Annotated in this window: 15 protein-coding genes; 9 read left to right on the forward strand and 6 right to left on the reverse strand. The window is 50.3% G+C overall.

The features are described 5' to 3' along the window. The first annotated feature begins 1 nt into the window (after position 1). Positions 2–1,231 carry a M16 family metallopeptidase gene (locus T499_RS0106510; RefSeq protein ID WP_013064976.1) on the forward strand — a complete coding sequence of 410 codons (1,230 nt, stop codon included), beginning with the start codon at positions 2–4 and terminating at the stop codon, positions 1,229–1,231. Here the strand turns inward: T499_RS0106510 and T499_RS0106515 are convergent. From T499_RS0106515 to T499_RS0106525, 3 genes are read right to left on the reverse strand one after another with little or no spacing between them, the layout of a single operon-like run. After that, positions 1,224–1,718: an RNA polymerase sigma factor gene (locus tag T499_RS0106515; protein ID WP_013064192.1), complete on the reverse strand. Its 495-nt coding sequence runs from the start codon at positions 1,716–1,718 to the stop codon at positions 1,224–1,226. The two genes, T499_RS0106510 and T499_RS0106515, sit on opposite strands and share 8 nt — an antisense overlap. Next, complete coding sequence (locus T499_RS0106520) at positions 1,711–2,712, reverse strand: glycoside hydrolase family 43 protein (protein ID WP_013063388.1); 1,002 nt, start codon at positions 2,710–2,712, stop codon at positions 1,711–1,713. The genes T499_RS0106515 and T499_RS0106520 overlap by 8 nt, the downstream gene beginning before the upstream one ends. Before the next feature lie 17 nt (positions 2,713–2,729). Beyond that, entirely contained in the window at positions 2,730–4,178 is a 1,449-nt protein-coding gene (locus tag T499_RS0106525; RefSeq protein WP_033150302.1) for an MFS transporter, read from the reverse strand. A gap of 164 nt (positions 4,179–4,342) precedes the next feature. On the opposite strand from T499_RS0106525, the gene T499_RS0106530 reads away from it, so the two are divergent. The 7 genes from T499_RS0106530 to T499_RS0106560 all read left to right on the forward strand — a co-directional run bounded on the left by T499_RS0106530 (position 4,343) and on the right by T499_RS0106560 (position 14,415). Next, positions 4,343–6,295 carry a sialate O-acetylesterase gene (locus tag T499_RS0106530; protein WP_033150303.1) on the forward strand — a complete coding sequence of 651 codons (1,953 nt, stop codon included), beginning with the start codon at positions 4,343–4,345 and terminating at the stop codon, positions 6,293–6,295. A gap of 8 nt (positions 6,296–6,303) precedes the next feature. Next, positions 6,304–7,695, forward strand: coding sequence for an MFS transporter (locus tag T499_RS0106535; RefSeq protein ID WP_033150304.1), 1,392 nt, complete (start codon positions 6,304–6,306; stop codon positions 7,693–7,695). 94 nt (positions 7,696–7,789) lie between these two features. After that, positions 7,790–9,853, forward strand: coding sequence for a PP2C family protein-serine/threonine phosphatase (locus T499_RS14145; protein WP_052173498.1), 2,064 nt, complete (start codon positions 7,790–7,792; stop codon positions 9,851–9,853). 25 nt (positions 9,854–9,878) lie between these two features. Further along, positions 9,879–10,424 (forward strand): hypothetical protein, encoded by a 546-nt coding sequence (locus T499_RS0106545; RefSeq protein ID WP_157054543.1) that lies wholly within the window; start codon positions 9,879–9,881, stop codon positions 10,422–10,424. A gap of 3 nt (positions 10,425–10,427) precedes the next feature. Continuing rightward, positions 10,428–12,113, forward strand: coding sequence for a nucleoside kinase (locus T499_RS0106550; protein WP_013065035.1), 1,686 nt, complete (start codon positions 10,428–10,430; stop codon positions 12,111–12,113). A gap of 502 nt (positions 12,114–12,615) precedes the next feature. After that, complete coding sequence (locus tag T499_RS0106555; RefSeq protein WP_033150306.1) at positions 12,616–13,818, forward strand: VapE domain-containing protein; 1,203 nt, start codon at positions 12,616–12,618, stop codon at positions 13,816–13,818. A gap of 153 nt (positions 13,819–13,971) precedes the next feature. Further along, positions 13,972–14,415: a DUF6078 family protein gene (locus T499_RS0106560; RefSeq protein WP_157054544.1), complete on the forward strand. Its 444-nt coding sequence runs from the start codon at positions 13,972–13,974 to the stop codon at positions 14,413–14,415. Between the two features lie 66 nt (positions 14,416–14,481). Here T499_RS0106560 and T499_RS0106565 read toward each other — a convergent pair whose 3' ends face one another. The 3 genes from T499_RS0106565 to T499_RS0106575 are packed head-to-tail and all read right to left on the reverse strand — an operon-like array spanning position 14,482 to position 19,817. Continuing rightward, positions 14,482–16,497, reverse strand: a complete 2,016-nt coding sequence (locus T499_RS0106565) for an alpha-L-arabinofuranosidase C-terminal domain-containing protein (protein ID WP_084162940.1) — start codon at positions 16,495–16,497, stop codon at positions 14,482–14,484. Between the two features lie 11 nt (positions 16,498–16,508). Then, entirely contained in the window at positions 16,509–18,875 is a 2,367-nt protein-coding gene (locus tag T499_RS0106570; protein ID WP_033150308.1) for a glycoside hydrolase family 127 protein, read from the reverse strand. Positions 18,876–18,935: 60 nt separating this feature from the next. Further along, complete coding sequence (locus T499_RS0106575; RefSeq protein WP_033150309.1) at positions 18,936–19,817, reverse strand: PfkB family carbohydrate kinase; 882 nt, start codon at positions 19,815–19,817, stop codon at positions 18,936–18,938. A gap of 168 nt (positions 19,818–19,985) precedes the next feature. Here T499_RS0106575 and T499_RS0106580 point away from each other — a divergent pair, with 168 nt between their 5' ends. Then, complete coding sequence (locus T499_RS0106580; protein WP_369793378.1) at positions 19,986–21,269, forward strand: glycoside hydrolase family 28 protein; 1,284 nt, start codon at positions 19,986–19,988, stop codon at positions 21,267–21,269. Positions 21,270–21,307: the final 38 nt, after the last annotated feature.

A 21,307-nucleotide genomic window follows, 5' to 3' on the forward strand; every position in this document is an offset into this window, starting at 1 on the left:
TATGGCAAATTACAATACTTATACCCTTGACAATGGCTTGCGCATTATCCACAAGCCCTCGGTGGCCGAGGTGGTTTACTGCGGTTACCAGATAGCTGCCGGCACACGCGATGAGTTGCCTGGCGAGGAGGGTATGGCCCATTTTTGCGAACATCTGACGTTTAAGGGCACCGAGCATCGCAACGCCATCCAGATTATCAATGGTTTGGAGCAGTTGGGTGGCGACCTGAATGCCTTTACCAATAAGGAGGATACCACGTTTTATGCAGCCATCCAGAAGGAGCATATAGCCAAAGCCATCTCGCTGCTTACCGATATGGTGTTTCACAGCACCTATCCCCAGCACGAGATTGATAAGGAGGTAGAGGTTATCTGCGATGAGATTGAGAGTTATAACGACTCGCCTGCTGAGCTGATTTACGATGAGTTCGAGAATATGCTGTTCGAGGGTCATCCCCTGGGGCATAACATCTTGGGCAATGCCGATCAGCTGCGTACCTATAAAACCGCTGATGCCTTACGATTTGTAAAGCGTAACTACCGTCCTGACAACGCCATTTTCTTTGTGTATGGCAATGTGGATTTCAAACGTCTGGTAAAAATGGTAGAGAAAGCGCAGACTTTTGGTCAGGCGCCAACCGAACAGCAACCCACGTTGGTTGACAAGCCCACAGCGGTTCCTGCCAAATCGCTTACCAAGGATATTGGTTCGCACCAGGCACATGTGATGTTAGGCACACGTAGCTACGACATCCACCATCCTTTGCGTATCCCTTTGTATCTGTTGAATAACATTCTTGGCGGACCCAGCATGAATGCCCGCTTGAACCTGGCTTTACGCGAGCGTAATGGCTTGGTTTATACCGTTGAGAGTACCATGGTAAGCTACAGCGATACTGGCATGTGGAGCATTTATTTTGGTTGCGACCCACACGATGTACGTAAATGCCTCCGCCTGGTGCGCCGCGAATTGGATAAGGTGATGCAGAAACCATTGAGCGACAACGCCTTACAGAAAGCCAAGCAGCAGTTGAAAGGTCAGATAGCCATTGCCTGCGACAATCGCGAACAGTTTGCACTCGACTTTGGTAAGAGTTTCCTGCATTATGGTTGGGAGAAAAACGTTGAAAAGCTGTTTGACAGTATTGATAAGGTAACGGTTGACGACGTACAGAAGGTTGCAAACGAGTTGTTTGCTGCCGATAAGCTTTCAACCTTGATATTTAAATAGCTCGCAAATACTGGCGCATGGCCTTGCGGGCTGTACCTAAGCGATACTCTACGCTCTTGTAGTTCTCGCCTAAGAAATCGGATATCTCGCTCACCTTCATACCATCGTAGATATGAAGACGATACACCTCGCGACAGTTCTCTGGCAGTCGTGCCAGTCCGCGTTCCAGCTGTTCGGTTATCTCTCTGATAGAGTAAACCGAATCGGCCGAAAGTTCCTCGCTACACACCTCTCGGATATAATGCTCGTAGTCGTTGGCGTAGATACGTCGACGGTAAAAGTCGCATATCATGTGGCGTGCTGTGGTATATGCTAAGGCTGGTAAGGTGGTTTCGGTGATTAATTTGGTGGAAGTGAGCAGACGCAGAAACACGTTCTGAACCACGTCTTCTGCCTCTGCTCTGCCACCAAGACGAGTACTGACGTAAGTCAGCAACTCGTCGCGATGAGTAATGTAATAATTGGTTATAAATTGGTGATTAATCATTCACAACCTTTTGAATAGTTCCATCCTCGTTATAGAACAAACGCTGAACTTTGAGCGAACGCAGATGGGTAATATCGTTAGAAGGTACGCAGTCGTGATAGAACAGGAACCACTCGCCCTTGTACTCTACGATAGAGTGGTGGGTAGTCCAACCTACAACGGGATCAAGAATCACACCCTGATAGGTGAATGGTCCGTAAGGATTGTCGCCGATACCATAGCACAGCATGTGGCTGTCGCCAGTTGAATAGCTGAAGTAGTACTTGCCGTTGTATTTGTGCATCCATGAAGCCTCGAAGAAACGGTGAGGATCGCCAGCCTTCAGGGGCTGTCCGTCCTTATCTACCACTACTACGCTACGTGGAGCCTCAGAGAACTGCAGCACGTCGTCGCTCATCTTAACTACAAAGCTCGACAGGGCAGGTACATCAGCAGGTGCAAACAGCTGAGTCTTCTTATCAGCAGCAGGGCCCAGGTCAACACCTTCCTTCACCAGTTTCTCAGGAGCCTGATACCACTGCAGCTGTCCGCCCCACAATCCACCAAAATAGCAGTAAATCTGTCCGTCGTCGTCTTTAAACACGCTGGGGTCGATAGAGAACGAACCGCGGATAGGCTGATCCTGTGGAATGAATGGACCTTCGGGCTTATCAGCAACAGCTACACCCAGGTGGAATACACCATTGTAGTCCTTTGCCGAGAAAATCAGGTAATACTTACCATCCTTCTCTACGCAGTCGTTATCCCACATCTGCTTTTCGGCCCACTTTACGTCGGCAACATCCAGAATCTTGCCATAGTCGGTTACCTCGCCATTCTCTACGTCTTCCATAGAGATAACGTGATAGTCTTTCATCTGGAAGTGACCGCCGTCGTCGTCGAAGGCTGCACCAGCCTCCCAGTCGTGTGAGGGATATACATAAAGCTTACCATTAAACACATTAGCAGATGGGTCTGCATAATAATCTTTTGGATAAAGATAGCGTGGTTTCATATTCACATTTTTTATAGTTAATAATCATTATTCTGGTTGGCAATCCTGCGGCGTGCCGACAGTTCTGCCTGCATGTTCTCGTTATACTCTTTCGATATGGGGTAATAGTGCAGCGCCACCACACCTACCATGAACAGCATGGCTGGCACAATGCTCGATACCAATCGGATACCCATAGTGGCACTCTCGTTCTGTATGGTAGTTTCGCCACCAGCTACATAGCCGAACATCGAAATGATGATGCCTGCGATAGCGCCTCCAAAGCCTAATCCTAACTTCAGGGCCAGCACGATGCCTGAGAAGCAGAAGCCTGTGGCACGGCGATGACTCTCGTATTCGATATGGTCGGCCACATCGCCAATCATAGCCCACAGCAGTGGGATGGTAGGCGCATAAGCCAATGAGCGCAGGAAGTTAATCACAAACAGCAATCCTACGTCGGTGGGCTCTGGAATATAGAACAGGGCAGTAAGGAAAGCTGTCAGACTCAGACATACCTTGAAGGTCTTCTTCTTTCCAAACTTGTTGGCCAGATAGCGCGACAAGCAAATCACACCTACAAACTGCACGATGGCCCCCATCATGTTAAAGGCCGAGAAGCCGATAGAGTAGGCATTATTAAAGTCGAGACTGATGAAATGCGACATGAAATCGTACAGCGACTTCTGATCTACATTGTATTGGAAGTAGAAGTTCATGGCCGATCCCCACATGGCTAACGTTACGAACAGCGCAAATGTGAGTAATGCCATTGCATTCCACGATACATTCGAAACAGTATTTTTAATGTCCTCTTTCACACTGAGCTGTTGGCGTGGAGGCGGCTGTATGCGCTCCTTCGACACAGCAAACGTGATGATAAAGAACACAAAGGCGATGCAGGCAAAGATGGCGATGGTGCAACTCCAGCCATGCTGCAGAGTGTGGCCCTCGGCAAAGTGATCTACCAAAGGTAATGTAAGACCTTGCACCACGAACTGCGCAATGGTTACTACCACAAAACGGATGGTGGTAATGCTGGTGCGCTCGCGAATATCGCTGGTCATCACACCGCCTAAAGAAGAATAAGGTATATTGTTAAAGGAGTAGGCCGTCATTAGCAACACATAACTGATGGTTGCGTAGATGGCTACCGAACTTTTCTGGTGAATGCCTGGATTATAGAATGCCAACATATAGAATACGCAGAAGGGGATAACGGTCCAAAGCATCCAAGGACGGAATTTACCCCAGCGGGTGTTGGTATGGTCGGTGAGCAGACCGATGGCAGGATCAACGATGATGGCCGAAATGCTGGCTATCATCAGCACCGAACCAGCAACAGCTCCGTCGAGTCCAAATACATCGGTATAGAACTTCAACTGGAAAATCATCATCATTTGGAATACCAAGTTAGCAGCGGCATCTCCTAACGAATAGCCGACCTTCTCACCTAATGATACCTGTTGCGATGATAATTTGTTCATATCTGTTGAAAATAAAACTGCTGCAAAGGTAGTGAAAAATCGGCGAGTTTATATTTTAAATTGTTACAGAAGTTTTTCAAAATGTGTCATTGCATAACAAAATGACTCATTTTGGCGGTTTCATCGCAGATTTTTCTTAATTTTGTGACCTCAAAGCAACAATTATGAAGAAAATTATATTTTTTTGCGCAACACTATTTTGTTTGTCAGTTGCCGATGCAAAAGTAACCATGCCTAAACTGTTCCAGTCGGGTATGGTGGTGCAACGTGGCAAACTCATACCTGTTTGGGGCCATGCCGATGCCGGCGAAACCGTAACCGTACGTTTCAACAAGAAGGTGTATCAAACTACCGCCGATGCCGATGGCCGATGGCGTGTTGACCTGCCTAAGATGAAAGCAGGTGGCCCTTATCAGTTAACGGTCAACGATCAAACGATTGATAATATTCTGGTGGGTGATGTATGGCTGCTCTCTGGTCAGTCGAACATTGATGTAACCATCGAGCGTGTTTATCCGCAGTACACTCAGGAGATTGATAACTACGAGAATAATGAAATCCGCTTGTTCCGTGTGCAGAACGAAACCAGCACCCATGGTGTAAAGGAGGATATCCGCCATACTAACATCAACTGGAAACCTGTGAACAAGCAGAATGCCTGGTTGTTCTCGGCTGCCGGCTATTTCTTGGGTAAGCGCATGTTCCAGACCAACAAGGTGCCTCAGGGCATTATTGTTAACAGCTGGGGCGGCACACCCATCGAGGCTTGGATTAGCGAGGATTCGCTGAAGGCCGACTATCCCATGCTGATTAAAAAGCTGCAGATGTATCAGAACGATAATTATGTACGCGCACAAATGCAGGCCAATGGCGCTGCCAACCAGCAGTGGGAAAGCATTCTGAACCAGACCGACCCAGGTTATGCCGATGTGGCTGTAGATGAAACCTCATGGCAGCAGATTGATCAGAACAACTGGACCTGGCGCGGCACAGGTAGCGTTTGGCTGCGACAGCATATCACGATTGATAAGGAACACGCAGGAAAACCTGCCCGCCTGTTGTTGGGTACCCTGTTTGATCGCGATGTAACCTATCTGAACGGCAAGCAGATTGGACAAACGGGTTATCAGTATCCCCCACGCCGCTATGATATCCCCGAGGGTATGCTGAAAGAGGGCGATAACGTAATTGCCATCCGTTTTATCAATAAGTTCGGCGCTGTACATTTCATTCCCGAAAAGCCTTACATGTTGTGTTTTGGCGACGACCGCCTGTCGCAGAACCCCATGCCAAAGGATGTGCAGCCACTCAGTCAGCTGTGGAAGATGAAGGTGGGTGCCGAAATGCCCCAGTGCCCCAGCGGCGACGTATCGTTACAGAACCTGCCCACCACACTGTATAATGCCGTGCTGTATCCATTGGCACCTTATGCCATCAATGGCGTGGTATGGTATCAGGGTGAGTCGAATACTGGCAATCCTGCCCCCTATGCCGACCATCTGAAAAAGCTGATGGGTAGCTGGCGCGATCGCTGGAACGACCAGCAGATGCCGTTCGTGATTGTGCAGTTGGCCAACTACGACGGTCGCCAGCAGACAGGCTTCCCACGCCCCATCACCCCACAGACAGAACCTGTAAACAGCGGTTGGGCACAGCTGCGCGAGGCTCAGCGTGTAGTGGCTAAGGCCGATGCAAAAGCCGAACTGGCTGTGATTAACGATCTGGGTGAGACGGTTGATATCCATCCCCTGCGTAAAAAAGAGGTGGCCGAGCGTATCGGCTTATGCTTTGATAAACTCTTATATAATAATAAGGTGAAACTGGCCCCCGAGGTGGTATCTACCCAGGTGAGTGATGCAGCTATCCAGCTCACACTCGACCAGCCCATACAGGAAGGCGACCTCTATACATTCGAGGTTTGCAACAATGGTAACAATACATACCAGAATGTGCCTGCTGTCGGCAAGGGTAATGTGATTACCCTTCTCGTACCTCAAGCTTCGCAAGCATCAGCCTTGAAAATCCGCTATGCCTGGAAGGACGATCCCAAGCAGGCCAACGTTCGCTCGCTGAGCGGACTGCCCATGAGTTCATTCGAATTATCAATTAATAACTAATAAATAATATGAGTACATCTAACGAAACCAAAGGCTTCTACAAGCTTTCGTGGCTCCAGCGCATCGGCTATGGATCGGGCGACCTGGCGCAGAATCTTATTTTCCAGACAGTAGCATGTTACCTCATGCTTTATCTGACTACAGTACTGAAGATTAATCCGGCATTTGTAAGCGGACTGATTCTTTCTGTCCGACTCATCGACTGCTTCTGGAGTCCTGTAGTGGGTCGTTATATCGACAACCGTAACCCCAAGTTGGGTAAGTATCGTGCCTATCTGCTGTATGGTGGTATCCCCTTGACGGTTGCTGCCTGCCTGCTTATGCTGCCACAGGCCGCTACCTGGTCGCCCAGCGTGAAGCTGATTTATGCCACCGTTAGCTATACCGTGCTTAGCATGATCTACTCGGTAGTAAATATTCCTTATGGCTCTATCATGGCCAGTATGACTCGCGATAACGACGAGGTGCTGAAGCTGACATCTACCCGTATGGTATGTGCCAACATCGGTCAGATTGTGGTTCAGGCTGGTTTCCCCATCGGATTGGCTATGGTTGCTCATACCATAATCGACTGGAACCAGGCTCTGTTCATGGCCATTGGTACCATTCCTGCCTTCGTTATCCTGCCCTCGCTGCCTATGCTGAAGAGCTGGTTGGGTAAGAAGGGCTTGTATTACCTGCTGCTCACCATTGGTTTTGTAGGTTTTGTCATCCTGTTTACCATTGGTAAGTTCTTCGATGTGGCCGAGCTCAATACATTGGTACAGACTGCTAAGGTGATGACAGGTGTAGGTCTGCTGGTAGGTTCGCTCATGTGGGCCCTTGTGCCTGAGGTAATTACCGAGGCCGAGTATCGTACAGGCAACCGTCCTGCTGCTACCGTTAACGCTCTGGCTGGTGTAGCCTTCAAGGCTGGTTTCTCAATTGCTGGTTGGATTACCCCACTGGTAATGGGTATGATTGGTTTCGACCTGGCCAGCGAGGAGTCGGCTCTGCCCGTTGATCCTACTGCTTGGTTTACTGTTACCTGCGTATTTGCTATTGTAGGTTTTGTACTGCTGCTTTACTGCTTCACAGGTTGTAAGGAGCGCATTGCCACTACACCCGAAAAGCCTGTTACCTATGGCGAGATGTTTGCCGAGTTCAAGGCCAACAAGTGCCTGCAACTGGTACTCAGCATCTTTGTAACGGTGTTCCTGGCTTCGTTCATCAGCGCACCTGTAAACGCTTATTATACCCACCTGGCCGAGTATTCGGTAACAGCTCAGAATGCTATTCTGGTGTTCACCTGTATCATTCCTGCCGTTCTGTTGATTATCGTTGGAGGTCTTATCTACAAGTATCCTCTTACCGATGAGCGCTTGGACGAGATTAACAGGGAAATCGAGGCTCGTGGATAAAAGAGCGATATTTATAAATTTTTGATGTAATATCTTGCAAGTTTCAAACTTTTTCCGTATCTTTGCCCACAATAAATGATTATTGGGCAGAAGAATGAGCCACAGAACTATTAAACTACTGGCTTGTTTCTCACTGGTGGTGATGCTGGTGGTTGCATGCGGCGAACGGAAAGAAACAGGACTTGAAAAGAATACAGCCGACGGATTAGTCCTTGATGCGTATAAGCATAAGGACTATCCGTTGTTGTTGTCTTTAGCCGATAGCCTTGGTAAGATTGGTGCTATTTCCGAAGTTCAGTCGCACTATTGGAGTGGCTATGCCAGCGACCGCATGGGTAAGAAGCGCACAGCCGAGTATTACTGGAAGAAGGCCGAGAGCGAAGTAGAAAACTTTAATAATTCCGAGCAGGTAGATTATTACGCCAAGGCGGCCAGTCATCTGGCTAACCTGCTGAACCTGAAGGGCGACTACGACGGTTCGCTGAAAGAGGCCATCAATGCTGCCGAAAAACTCGAGGTGTTAGGTTGCGATACCACCACCGATTATGTAAACCTGCTGGTGTTTATCGGTTGCGGACAGGCCCGTTTGCCTGGCATGGAAGAAACTACTAAGAAATCGTTCGAACGCGCTTATAACAAGCATCTTGAGCGCATCAGCGCATCACCTACCGAATCTACTTACAAAGGTGCCATTGCAGGCATTGTAAATATGGCTTACTCGTGCAATGCCACCCATCAGTATCAGCAGGCCCTGTATTGGTGCGACCGCTATGAAGAGCTGGTACACAAATACGAGAGGCTATATTCTGCCGACGAGGACTATATCGACAAGCAGCTTGCCCGTTGTAGTATCTATCGTGCCACAGCGCTTGTATCGTTAGGGCAATCGCAGGAGTCGTATCTGGCTTATCTCGACTTCAGAAACACCAAGTTCAGTAAGAGTCCTGAGGGTATCTACGATGCTGGCGAGTACCTGATTGAGGCCAAACAATGGAAAGATGCAGCCGTTTGTTTCCAGCGACTCGATGAGTTGGTAAACAAATATCGCATGGAGTTCTCGATCGAGAATCTCGAAACCTATTATCTGAAGAAGTACGAGGCCAACCTCAAGGCAGGTCGCAAGGACTCGGTTTATGCTATCAGTACCTTTATCTGCGACTCGCTCAGTGTAGCTATCGATCGTGCAAGAGCCGACAATGCTGCCGAACTGGCCACTATCTACAATACCGAGCAGAACGAAACCCGACTGGCCGAGAACAAGGCCAAGCTGATGCGCGAGCGTCAGATAGCCGCTGTTGTTACTATTATTCTGATTATCGGCTTCTTTATTGTTTATGCCCTTTACAAACAGAAGGCTGCTGCCAAGTTGCACAAGGCGCATAACGAACTGAAGGCGGCCTACGACCAGCTTGAAGAAACCACATCGGCCAAGGAGCGTATCGAGAGTGAGTTGCGTATTGCTCGCCACATTCAGGAGTCGATGGTGCCCAACGAGTTCCCACAGCGCTCCGATTTCGATCTCTATGCCTCGATGACAGCCGCCAAGGAGGTAGGAGGCGATTTGTACGACTATCTGATTATTGGCGATAACCTGTGCTTCTGCGTAGGCGACGTATCAGGTAAGGGAGTGCCCGCAGCGCTCTTCATGGCCCAGGTTATCAGGCTGTTCCGTGCTATGGTTAAGCGTAACTACACGCCAGCCAGGTTGGCTACCGAGCTGAATGCCGAACTGAGCGAGCATAACGACGACGGCATGTTTATTACCATGTTTATCGGTGTGGTGAACCTGCGTACCGGCAAGCTCGATTTCTGTAATGCAGGTCATAATCCCCCCATACTGGGCAATGGCAACGAGAGCAGATTCCTGAAGATGGAACCCAATGCGCCTATCGGCCTTTGGGAAGGACTGAAATACGAGGGCGAGGTGATAGATGATATCCGTGGCCACCTGTTCTTTGTATATACCGATGGTTTGAACGAGGCCGAGAACACGAAACTTGAGCAGTTTGGCGACGAACAGGTGCTTAACGTAGTTAAAAGTGCCAGCCAGATGAATCCACGAGATATGGTAGATACCATGAAGAACGAGGTGAACCGTCATCGCAACGGCGCCGATCCTAACGACGATCTCACCATGCTCTGCCTACATGTAGTATAGACTTTTTAAAAAGAGAATATTTGATATGATTAAGTGTAAACATCTTTGTATGATGCTGTTGCTGGCATTATGCACTCTCACAGCTCAGGCTCAGGAAGCCGAGCTTATTCGTAATGGCGATTTTGAATTAACCCCCAGGGTTGAAAAAGGCGCTAATGCCACCACCGCTTGGGATAGCCGCAAGCCCTTAGTAGTGGTTTATGTTGATCCTGTTAGTACCGATAATCCTTGCTATGCCGTCATCTGCTGCGACACCATCTATAACCAGGGTTTTGATGGTATCCCTGTAGTCGAGGGTACCAAGTACGATTTCTCAGTATGCCTGCGCAATCTGCCTGCCTTGAAGGAAGAGGACCGTGTGGAAGGCTGCAAACTGCTGATTATCCAGCTGGTTGATGAGCAGCGCCAGCCCCTGGCCGAGGCTACCATCCGTGCCAAAGGCAACCAGTGGCAGCAGTACCACGCTGTGTTTACGGCTCATGGTAGCTGTGCCAAGGCCCAGTTGGCTATTGTGGGCGTTGGTTGCCAAAAGATAGCTATCGATAAGGTAAGTATGAAAAAACACCAGTAGAGTATGTTACATATCCGTTGCAAGAATAACAACATCACCAAGAGTTTCCCTGAAGGTACATCGTTGGCCGACGTTTATCAGGCGTTTGCCAGCGAACTTAATTTTAAGTATCCAGTAGTATCGGCCAAGGTCAACAACGCCTCGCAAGGCCTGAAGTTCCGTTTGTATCAGAATCGCGACGTAGAATTCCTTGATGCCCGTAGTGGTTCAGGTCGTCGTGTTTATACCCGTTCGCTGTGCTTTGTGCTCTACAAGGCCACCAGCGATGTGTTCCCTGGTAGCAAGCTCTACATGGAGCACCCCATCTCAAACGGCTACTACTGCAACTTTAAAAAGAAAAACAACGAGCCCCTGACGGATGAGGATGTGCAGAAAATCTGCCAGCGCATGAAGGAGATTGTTGATCTCGACCTGCCTTTCCGTCGCACCGAGGCCACTACCGACGAGGCTGTACGTGTGTTCAGCGAGCGTGGTTTTGCCGATAAAGTAAAGTTGATTGAAACCAGCGGTCAGATATATACCGATTATTATATGCTGGGCGATACCGTAGATTATTACTATGGTCCGTTGGTGCCCTCGGCAGGCTTCCTTAAGGTGTGGGGCCTGGAGCGCTATCACGACGGTTTGTTGCTGCGTGTGCCCGATAAGAACGATCCTACCAAACTGGCCGAGAAGGTTGACATGCCTCGCACGTTCGAGGTGTTTGCCGAAAAGGTGCGCTGGGATATTATCATGCGCCTGTCGAATGCCGGCGATGTCAACAAGGCCATCCTGCGTGGCTATGGCTCCGAGCTGATTCAGGTGAGCGAGGCTCTGCAGGAAAAGAAGATTGTAAAGATTGCCGAGGAGATCGACCAGCGTTTCCGCGACCCTGAGAATCCCATCCGTATAGTCCTCATTACAGGACCGTCGAGCTCAGGTAAATCCACCTTCTGTAAGCGTCTTTCTGTGCAGCTGCTGGCTTGCGGTTTGCGTCCCTATTCGTTCTCAACCGACGATTATTTTGTGAACCGTGTCGATACCCCCAAGCTGCCTAACGGTCAGTACGACTTTGATAATATTGAGACCGTAGATTACAAGCTGCTGGGCGAGCACCTGGAGCGCCTGATGAAGGGCGAGGTAGTAGAGGTGCCCCAGTATAACTTTGTTACTGGCAAGCGCGAGTGGAATGGCAAGAAGTTTAAGTTGAGCAACGATAGCGTGCTGATTATCGAGGGTATCCACGCCCTGAATCCCCTGCTCACTAAGCAGATTCCCGATTCGGCCAAGTACAAGATTTACATCTCGGCCCTTACCAGCATCTCGCTCGACGATCATAACTGGATTCCCACACAGGACAACCGTTTGCTGCGTCGCATTATCCGCGACTACAACAAAGGAGCCTTCTCGGCTCGTGAGACTATCAGTCAGTGGCACAGCGTGTGCGAGGCCGAGGATCAGTGGATTGTACCTTTCCAGGAAACAGCCGATGTGATGTTCAACTCGGCCCTCAACATCGAGTTTGCCGTGTTGCGTACCCATGCCGAGGTGATCCTTGCGTCAGTTCCCAAAAACTGCCCGGAGTATGCCGAAGCCCATCGCCTGTTAAAGTTCCTGCATTACTTTATCCCCATCAGCGATAAGGAGATTCCCCCCACCAGCATCATGCGTGAGTTCGTTGGTGGCAGCAGCTTCAAATACCGCGGATAAAAAACAAACAACAAAACAAAAGGCTTGCTCAATTATCCCGAGCAAGCCTTTTTTGATATTCCCATTAGTGGAACGCGATGTTCCCACGGTGGGAATGAAACGTTCCCAGGTTGGGGACAAAACATTCCCAAGTTGGGAAAATATTATGCGCTTTTGATGGCGATGTGTACAACCTTAGTTTGCACTTTTTGCAACGTTTTTACTAAAAATCCCTCCATCTCTCAACAAATCTCTCAAAACCTGTATAAACACTAGTGTTTTGAGAGATGAGAGATTCTCATAATCCCTCCCTGATCTCTCCCTCATCCCTCCCTCCATCTCTCAATACCATCCAAAATTTAATATTTCAAGAAAAATAGAAAAAAAACGACCGAAACACTTGCAAACCGCGATTTTTTTTGTACCTTTGCACCATGAAACGCACGCTGTGGAAAGCGCGCCAAAAACCTGACCCAAGGAGAAGGACTTAAGGAAGAGTAAAAACTTTTAAAATCTTTTTTTTATGACTGAAAACTGTGTTACTATCAGTGAGGCAAATAACGCTTCACAGGAGGCAACGCTCGCCATCGAGCTGTTCCTCAACGAGAATTACGTGTTCCGCCGAAACACCCTCAACGGCAAGGTGGAATACGCTATGCTGCCTAAAGCAGATGTGTTCCGACCTCTAACCAAGGAGGCCCTGAACAGTATCGTGATTCGTGCCAAGCGCGAACAGATACTGGAAAAGGGCAGCCCTAAGACAGAGATAACGGAATATGTGGAATCTGAGGAGGTGCCTGAGTATAATCCTGCGCAGGCATTCCTGACTACGCTGCCCAAATGGGATGGACAGAACCATATCGCCAGGATATTTGGTCGCATACCTGGCATCAGTTCTGAGCAGCTAAACTATCTCACCATCTGGCTCCGCTCTGCCGTTGCCCATTGGTTGCAGATGGATATGCTGCACGGCAATGAGTGTGTACCTACGTTTATAGGCGCTCAGGGTTGTGGTAAGACCACCTTTGTGCGTCGACTGCTGCCCCTTGAACTACGTGAGTATTATCTCGACCACCTGAACCTGAGCAATAAGTTCGACAAGGAGATGGCGCTTACCAACAATCTCATTGTGAATCTGGACGAGCTCGAGGCCATCGGCGTTAAGCAGCAGTCAAAGCTTAAACAGACGCTGTCGGTAAGTAAAGTGAATGGTCGTCCCATCTTTGGTCGCACCCAGCAGGATCGCCCTCGATTCGCATCGTTTGTGGCAACCACCAACAATCCTCACCCTCTGACCGACCCTACAGGTAGTCGTCGATACATCTGTATCCAGATTCCTGACGGGCACCTGATTAATAATGAGGGCGACATCGACTATCTGCAGCTATATGCTCAGGTGGTTTACGAGTTGCAGGAGCTAAAGGCTCCCTACTGGTTCAGTAACGATGAGGTGGCCCGCATACAGCGGTTGAATCAGGACTTTATGGAACAGAAGGACCTGGGCGAGATGTTTGTGGCATGTTTCCGCCATCCTGAAGAAGGTGAGGTACCTAAGGCGATGAATTGTGACCAGATGATAGTTGTGATGCAAAAGAGCTATCCTTCGCTCACCAATACCATCGGCAATAAGGTACGACTGGGTAAAACCATCAAGGCGCTGGGTTTCAAGCATAGGGAGCGTGCTCATATCTCGTACTACGATGTGATGCCTATCAAGGTGGCATAGGTATGTAGGGAGAGATGACATGAGAGATGAGGGAGAGATGAGGGAGGGATAAAAGCCATCTCTCATCGCCCGAATCACCAGTGTTTATGCGGGTTTTGAGAGATTTGTTGAGAGATGAGAGATTTTTTGATTAATAACTAAAAAAATATGAATATGGAAGAGAAAGAACTGAAAGTAGAAAACATCCCTGGGAGCTATGCCCTGTGTTTTAATGGCGAGTGTGGTAAAAAAGATACGTGCATGCACTATCAGGCCATGCTACTGAAGCGAGGGGAGCGTGGTTGTGGCATGGCCATATATCCTACAGCCTGGCAGGATGGCGAGTGCTGCTACTATCGTGAGAAGAAACTGGTACGGAAGGCCTGGGGATTCAGTCAGCTGTACAAGAACGTGGACAAGTATCATAAGGCCGAGGCGCGCCAGAGTGTAAGCTCATTCTTTGGCCGTGGCAACGGACCATATTATCGTGCCCATCATGGCGAGCTACTGCTCACACCCGAGCAGCAGGAGGGGATTATGAACATCATCGCCCAGTTCGGTCCCATCGACGATATCAAATTCGATCACTACAAAACCGATTGGGACTTTGATTACTAATAACAACAACAAAGGCTTGCTCAAGAATTCCCGAGCAAGCCTTTTGATTTTTATGTTTAGCTGATGTTACAGCTGGTACTGCAGCATAACCATTGAGTAGGGGGCCAGGTCGAGGGTGAACTTCTTCTGGGCCTTGATCTGCTCTTTCTTAGGAGCGATGGGCTGGGCGTCGAAGTTGTTCTCGTCGTTAGGCTGACCTGCGAGGGTGGTCTTGGTGGCCAGCTTCTTGATGCCAAAGCGGCTCAGGTTGATGTTGGCCTTCTTGGCATCGGCACTGGCGTTGACCAGTTTCACGAACAGCTGGCGGGTCTTGGTGTTGAGAATCACGCTCTGACCGTAGTGCACACCCTCCATAGGCTGGATGGCATCGGCTGCATCGCCCTCAAACTTCACGCAGTCGCCATAGTAGTAGTTGCCGCTCGACTGTCCGAACAGTTGCTGAACATAGTAGCTGCAGGTGAGGAATGGGCGCTCGTTGTCGTAGTAGATGAGGTCGGGATTCCACTGGGTGCCGTTCTTGCGGGCAAACAGGGGAGCGTAAGATGTCATGGCTACTACATCACCATTGCGCTCTACGTGCAACAGATACAGACCTTCGGCCAGGGCGTCGATGAGCTTCTTATCCTTAGCAGCATACTCACCCAGATAAACCTTGGTCTTGCGGTCGCGGGGATAGCTGTCGTACTGGCGCTTGTTCAGGAAGTAGGTGTTGGGCTCGTAGTAGTGCTCGTCGAGGATAGGCATATTGAGTTCCTCGGCCAGCTTCCAACCGTTCTGGTAGTCGCCGTTATCGGCATGCGAGCCAGGACCGGCTGTACCCACAATCACAATCTCGGGATGAGCCTTGGTGACACGCTCGTAGATATACTTGAAGCGCTCGCAGAACTCGGGCGAGATGCGCTCCTCGTTACCAATACCAAGGTATTTGAGGTTGAAGGGCTTGGGATGACCTGCCTCGGCACGCATCTTGGCCCATTTGTTGGTGGCGGGATCACCATTGGCCCATTCGATCAGGTCGATGCACTCGTCAACCCACTCGTCCATCTCGCTCATGGGGACTACATCTTGAGCCTGGCCTTTCATGCCCCAACCACCGTTGGCGCCCTGACAGCTGACGCCGGCAGGCAGGATGGGCAGGGGCTCCATACCCAGATCCTCGCAGAACTGGAAGTACTCGAAATAGCCCAAACCTACACTCTGGTGATAACCCCAGGTGTTCTTGAGTTGGCGGCGTGTTTCCTTAGGTCCGATAGTGGTCTTCCAGCGATAGGTGTTCCAGAATCCGTCGCCACCACCGTGAACCACACATCCGCCAGGGAAGCGCATGAACTTAGGATGCAGGTCGGCCAGTGCCTGAGCCAGATCCTTACGCAGGCCGTGGCCCTTATAAGTGTCCTCGGGCATAAGTGATATCACATCGATATCCATATCACCCTTGGTAAGTACCAGAATCTGCAGGGCAGCCTGCTTGCAGTCGGCATTAGGTGTGAGCACAGCCTCGAACTTCTGCCAATCGCCGTTGCTTACGTCGAAGGTTGTTTCGGCCAGCAGTTTGGGATCCTTTGGTGGCCAGCCCTTTACTGGCTCAATCAGCACCACGCGTACCTGCTTGGCATCGCCTTTTACATTGCGCATAAAGGCTGAGAAGTCGTACTTCTCGCCAGCCTTGACTGAGATGCCGTCGAAACCGTCGTTCTGAATGCCGAAGCCAGTCCAACCTGTGTAATCGTAATACTGGTTGGCACGCTCGCAGTGCAGGCGCATGTAGGTGGCGTTGTTGGCATGAACGGGGTTGTCCATGCGGGGCTGGATATAGCCGGTAGAGTGACCAGGACGGGTGATGCGCCAGGCAGTGCCGGGGCCCCATCCGTCGCGCTCAACGGGCGAGAACTCGAAGGCGCCGTTCTGAATAAGCTCGGCATAGAGTCCGCCATCGGCAGAGTTGTTAATATCTTCAAAGAAGATACCAATGAGCTCGTTGCTGATGGCCTTGCCGCCAGCAGGGGCTTTCACTGGTTTCTGGGCGTTAAGACCCATGGTGGCTGCTGCAAGGGCAGCACAGAGAATTGAACGTTTGTACATAGTTGATAATATTATTGATTGTTACTAATTAGTCTCACTTCGTAAATCTCGCCAACCTGCTTGTGGGGCTTGGCCACGAATTTGATGCGCACCTGCTTCTTACCCTTGAGCAACTGGGCGGGGATGGGATACTCCTCGAACTTGAACTGTGAGGTGCGATACTTGCCGACGAGATTAACGGTGGTTACCAGCGTGTCATCTACAAAGATATCGAACTCGGGATTCTTCCAATCGCCTACACCCCAGTATTTCAGGCGCAGACTCAGGTCGGTCTTGCCGCCTGTCTGCATCAGGTAGCTGAAATAGTGACCATCGCGGGCATCGCGGAAGAATACATCGTTGGTGTTGCCCACGGTCGATTGGTCAGTCTCCATAAAGTGGTCGCTCTCAGGCTGTTGCTCGCCTGGCTGCACCTTGTCGGTGGTGCGGGCCTCGAGTGCCTGGCGCTCCTGCTCCTGCTTGGCCAGATTGGCCAGATAGTCCTTGTAGCTATCCTCAGAGAGCGCCAACCAGTACATCATGTAACGGGCATCGTGCAGCTCGAAGAAAGGCATCAGCTCGCCCTCAATCTTATTTACCATCTTGGTGCTGAGGTTGAAGTGCAGGGGCTTGCCTGCTATGGGTTGCAGCTGGTTGGCGATGCTCTCCACATCTTTGTTAACCAGGATAGGGGCTTGGTCGATAGGCAGTTTTTTGCCTGTGGCCAACTGTCCGAATCGGCTGTCGTCGGCTATCAGGTGTGCCAAATCCTCAGTACCCGTCTTCATGGCCAGCATGATGGGACCGTGCATCAGGGCAATATACTGTGGCAGGTTGGGCAGATACTTCACGCTGTTGTACATGGGGAACTGGATATCAATCACATCGCCCTTTTTCCACTGGCGATTGATGGCTACATAGCTTGATGGACCAGTGACGATGCTCACAGGCTTGCCATTCACCTTAACGCTGAACTGGCCTGGCTTTACCCAGCCGGGGTAGCGCACCATGATGGGTGTTGGCTGTTTGGTGTTGGGTGATTGCGTGATGGTGATACGGCTGTTCTCGCTATAAGGGAAACTGGTTTCCTGGCGCAGGGTGATGCCTTTGGCTTTCCAGTTAAGCTCTGAGGCCACAAACAGGTTCACAAACAGTGCATCGCCGCTGTGAGTGTAGATAAACTGGTTGTACTTGCCATGATTCTCCATACCTGTGCCCACGCAGCACCACATGGCCTCGTTGGGAGCCGAATAGTTGCGGTAGTGGCGCGGACGGGCTGAAGTGAAATATACGTAGCCGCCATGCTCAGGGTGCTGGGTTGAGAGTATATGATTGAAGGTAGCCAGCTCGAAGAAGTCGGCATAGCGGGCTTCGGGGTTGCGACGATGCAGATCCTCGGTGAGCTTCAGCATATTGTTGGTGTTACAGCTCTCAGGACCGTCGATATCCTGCACAAAGTCCTGACAAGCCTCGCGACTGGGGAAGTGCTCACGACGACTGTTGCCGCCAAAGGCCAGTGTGCGCTCGCCTGTTACGATGTCCCAGAAATAGGCACCTGCGGTGTGGTAAGCCTCGTCGCCACTCAGCTCGGCTATACGCTCAAAACCTATCACCTTGGGCACCTGGGTGTTGGCATGCATGTTGTCGAGCACGTCGCGGCGCTGCATCAGCGGGTTCAGCAGGCGGCGATGCGAGAATCGGCGGGCCACATCCAGATATTTCTGCTCGCCAGTGATGGCGTAGGCATCGGCCAGCACCTCGTTCATGCCACCATGCTCGGTATCCAGCGCGCGCTCCATCTGAGCATCGGTGAGATTGGCTGTCAGGTCGATGGCCCAGTCGCAGAAGCCCAGAAAGAGCTTCTTGGCCTGCTCGTTGCCACAGTAAACCCACGCGTCGCGCAGGCCGGCATACATCTTGTGTATATTATAGAAAGGAACCCACGCGCCAAAGTAGGGGCCGAAGTTTCCTTTCTTAAAGTTGCTCCAGATACGGTCGCTGCCGGGCACACCGCCCACATAGCCACGGCCCCAGTCGGGGTGGTTCTTGGCATTGGCATCGGCACAGGCCTGCAGCTCGCTAATCCAGTATTCCATGCGCTCGCGGCACTCTTGGCTGCCAGTAGCAGCATTGATGGCCATCGCAGTCAGATAGTGGCCGCCCACGTGTCCGTCCAATCCGTCCCAGTTAGGGTACGACTGGCCTTTCGGTGTTAGTCCGGCCTCTTTCAGATAAGGCGCCAGCAGGCGGTCGTTGTCGTACTTCAGCAGCGTCTCGATGTTCAAGTCGCGCGCATGCTTCAGCGGACCGTTTAGCAGGGTTACATCCCCTAAGGGAAACTCGTTGGCATACAGCCTGTCTTGGGCTTGACTACTGCTAGCTGCCAATGTCAGCAGCATGGTTAGTAGCAGGCCTCGTGAATGGTTGTTAAATAGGTACATCATTTGTTATAGTTGTTATTAATTGTTCTTGATGATCTGGTGCACATCGTCGATGCTATGGGTAAAGGGGCCTGTGTGCTCTAACTTCAGCGTACACATGGCGGCTGCAAACTGACCGCTTTCTATATAGCTCATCCCCCTGGCACGGGCATACAGATAACCAGCGCTGTAGGTGTCGCCGCAACCTGTGGCATCAACTAACTTGGTTGGTGGGTAGGCAGGAGTTTCGTAGAACTTGCCCTCGGCATAGATCACCGATCCGCCACCACCTAAGGTGATAATCACTTCGCGTACACCCCAGTCGTTAATCTGCTGGGCAGCCTCGTAAGGGTCGGTCATGTTCGTCAGCGTCTGGCACTCCCACTCGTTTACCTTCAGGATGGCTGTGTGCTTCAGCAGTCGCAGCTTATCTGTCCATTCGCAGGCGCGCACCTCCTCGCCAACCACCTCGCGCAGATAGCCCTGCACATCGATGCTCACATCGCCCTTGGTGGCCAGATATTCTACTATTTCGGGTGCAAAGTCGTCGGCCAGCAGCGTGCCTAAATGGAACACACGGGCCTGCTCGTCGTTCAGTTCGTTAAGTGTGAATGGAGCCGACTTGGCCAGTACCCGCTGTGTGCGGTTGTCCATGTTGGCACCATACTTATTCTCGAAAAACACGTTGGTATCGCTCTCAAAGGCCGTTACCCGCACGCCAGCCTGGCGCAGTTTCTCAACTTCGGGCATCACCTCACGACTTACCGAGGTGATAAGGTGGAAATTAACGTCATGGGGCAAAGCCTGGATGGCCCATGCCATATAATAGGCCGAACCGCCTGCACAGTGCGTAGTTACGGGCGGAACCTGAGTGATGATCCTGTCACGAGTGATATGTCCGATACAGCAAATATCTGTCATTTTGTCGACTTTTGATTGAATATTATCTTTATTTCGGTTGCAAAGATAACATTTTTTTCTAAATATTTTGTTTTATTCGAGAAATATACTATCTTTGCAACGAATTATTCGTTACTACTAAGATAATTAATGGCGAAAAAAACATTATTGCAGTTAATTCTGCTTTGGATGATAGTGATGTCGGCAGCGGCACAATCGGTTTACGATGTGACGGCAGCAGGAGCTATAGGTGATGGTATTGCAGATGATGCCCAGGCCATTCAGCGTGCTATAGACCGTTGTTCGGCTGAGGGTGGCGGCCGTGTGCTGTTACCTCGTAATCATACCTTCATGGCTGGTCCTATTCAGCTTAAGAGCAATGTTGAGCTTTATCTGGAAGCTACTGCCACCCTGAAGGCTAACCCCGATGAGCGTATTTATAAGCTGAGTGCTTTTGGACAGAACCGTGGCGAGGGTATGCTGTGGCTCTGGGCCGAGCATGCTGAGAACATCAGCGTCTGTGGTAAGGGCACCATTCATGGTAATGGTATCGCCTTTATGGGTGCTGAGCTGAGCGACAGCTACGAGCTGAAGCCATTGAAGGATCAGACTTTCGACCCACGTCCACATGTGCTCACGCTGACTGATGTGAAGAATCTCACCATTCGCGATGTAACCATCAAGGAGGGCGCCTACTGGACTGTTCACCTGATTGGTTGCGATGAAGCTGTGATTGATGGCATTAATCTGCTGAACAACCTGAAAATCCGCAATGGCGATGGTATCGATATCGACCATTCGAAGCATGTACGTATTGCCAACTGCCATATTACCAGTGGCGATGACTGCATCTGTTTAAAGAACCGTCGTGAGTTCGAGCAGTATGGCTCGTGCCACGACATTACTGTTACCAACTGTGTGATGTCGAGCCGCTCGTGCGCCATCAAGATTGGTAGCGAGAATATGGACTCTATCTATAACGTGGTGTTTGATAACTGCATCATCACAGGTTCGAACCGTGGACTGGGTATCCAGAATCGCGACGAGGGAACCGTTACCGATGTGGTATTCTCGAACATCCAGTTGGACTGTCGCCTGTGGAGCGATGTGTGGTGGGGTAAGGCCGAGCCTATCTACGTTACCAGCTATCCACGTGCCAACGGTAATCATAAGGATGCCAACTGGCGATTCCCCAAGGGTCAGATTGAGGGCCGTTGCGGCGAGGTGAGTCGTATCTACTTTAACAACATTACCAGCACCAGCGAGAACGGCTGCTTTGTAGGTGGCGACGTGCCTGGCAAGGTAAAGGACATCTATTTTAATAATGTACGCGTACGACTTCAGGGCGAAGGTTCGCGTAGTATGGATAAGAGGCCTTGCAAGGGCGAGGGCTTTATCAAGGCTGACCTGAAAGCTATGCAGGTCATGCAGGTGCCCCTGATAACCGAAAACGCTGTTGTAGAAATAAGATAAAACTTTTAATATTCTTTTTATACTAACTTTTAATTAAT

The sequence above is a fragment of the Prevotella sp. RM4 genome (genome assembly GCF_000701965.1).
In the GTDB taxonomy this organism is placed as follows: Bacteria; Bacteroidota; Bacteroidia; order Bacteroidales; family Bacteroidaceae; genus Prevotella; species Prevotella ruminicola.

Bases quoted from the DNA above. Each gene is read 5' to 3' on its own strand.
- T499_RS0106510 (WP_013064976.1), top strand. From the start codon at position 2: ATGGCAAATTACAATACTTATACCCTTGACAATGGCTTGCGCATTATC.
- T499_RS0106515 (WP_013064192.1), bottom strand. From the start codon at position 1,718: ATGATTAATCACCAATTTATAACCAATTATTACATTACTCATCGCGAC.
- T499_RS0106520 (WP_013063388.1), bottom strand. From the start codon at position 2,712: ATGAAACCACGCTATCTTTATCCAAAAGATTATTATGCAGACCCATCT.
- T499_RS0106525 (WP_033150302.1), bottom strand. From the start codon at position 4,178: ATGAACAAATTATCATCGCAACAGGTATCATTAGGTGAGAAGGTCGGC.
- T499_RS0106530 (WP_033150303.1), top strand. From the start codon at position 4,343: ATGAAGAAAATTATATTTTTTTGCGCAACACTATTTTGTTTGTCAGTT.
- T499_RS0106535 (WP_033150304.1), top strand. From the start codon at position 6,304: ATGAGTACATCTAACGAAACCAAAGGCTTCTACAAGCTTTCGTGGCTC.
- T499_RS14145 (WP_052173498.1), top strand. From the start codon at position 7,790: ATGAGCCACAGAACTATTAAACTACTGGCTTGTTTCTCACTGGTGGTG.
- T499_RS0106545 (WP_157054543.1), top strand. From the start codon at position 9,879: ATGATTAAGTGTAAACATCTTTGTATGATGCTGTTGCTGGCATTATGC.
- T499_RS0106550 (WP_013065035.1), top strand. From the start codon at position 10,428: ATGTTACATATCCGTTGCAAGAATAACAACATCACCAAGAGTTTCCCT.
- T499_RS0106555 (WP_033150306.1), top strand. From the start codon at position 12,616: ATGACTGAAAACTGTGTTACTATCAGTGAGGCAAATAACGCTTCACAG.
- T499_RS0106560 (WP_157054544.1), top strand. From the start codon at position 13,972: ATGGAAGAGAAAGAACTGAAAGTAGAAAACATCCCTGGGAGCTATGCC.
- T499_RS0106565 (WP_084162940.1), bottom strand. From the start codon at position 16,497: ATGTACAAACGTTCAATTCTCTGTGCTGCCCTTGCAGCAGCCACCATG.
- T499_RS0106570 (WP_033150308.1), bottom strand. From the start codon at position 18,875: ATGCTGCTGACATTGGCAGCTAGCAGTAGTCAAGCCCAAGACAGGCTG.
- T499_RS0106575 (WP_033150309.1), bottom strand. From the start codon at position 19,817: ATGACAGATATTTGCTGTATCGGACATATCACTCGTGACAGGATCATC.
- T499_RS0106580 (WP_369793378.1), top strand. From the start codon at position 19,986: ATGATAGTGATGTCGGCAGCGGCACAATCGGTTTACGATGTGACGGCA.